The 292-nt window shown below is 66.1% G+C and carries 1 pseudogene; it reads left to right on the forward strand.

Annotation, left to right across the window (positions count from 1 at the left end):
- A pseudogene (locus AC0L3B_RS39250) lies at positions 1-292 on the forward strand (hypothetical protein); the annotation flags it as partial.

A 292-nucleotide genomic window follows, 5' to 3' on the forward strand; every position in this document is an offset into this window, starting at 1 on the left:
CCACCGCCGCCACCAGCGTGGCAAGCCCTGCGCCACGCCGCAGCCAGGCGGTGGTGATCGGCAGTGGCGCACAGAGCCAACTGCTCGCGGGCACTTCATCCGAGGGGGCGGCGAAGGTGGAGCAATCGCTGCTGAGCGGTGTACCCAGGATCGTTGATTCCCTGGTGGACAGCGTGAAGGCCGCGACCGTGCCTGAGATGAGCGTGAAGGATGAAATGCCGTCCCTGTCGGGTGCCGTCCAGTGGCTCAACTCACCCGAGCTGAGCAAGGAGTCCTTGCGAGGCAAGGTGGT

It is taken from the genome of Bradyrhizobium sp. Kon56, from assembly GCF_055807635.1.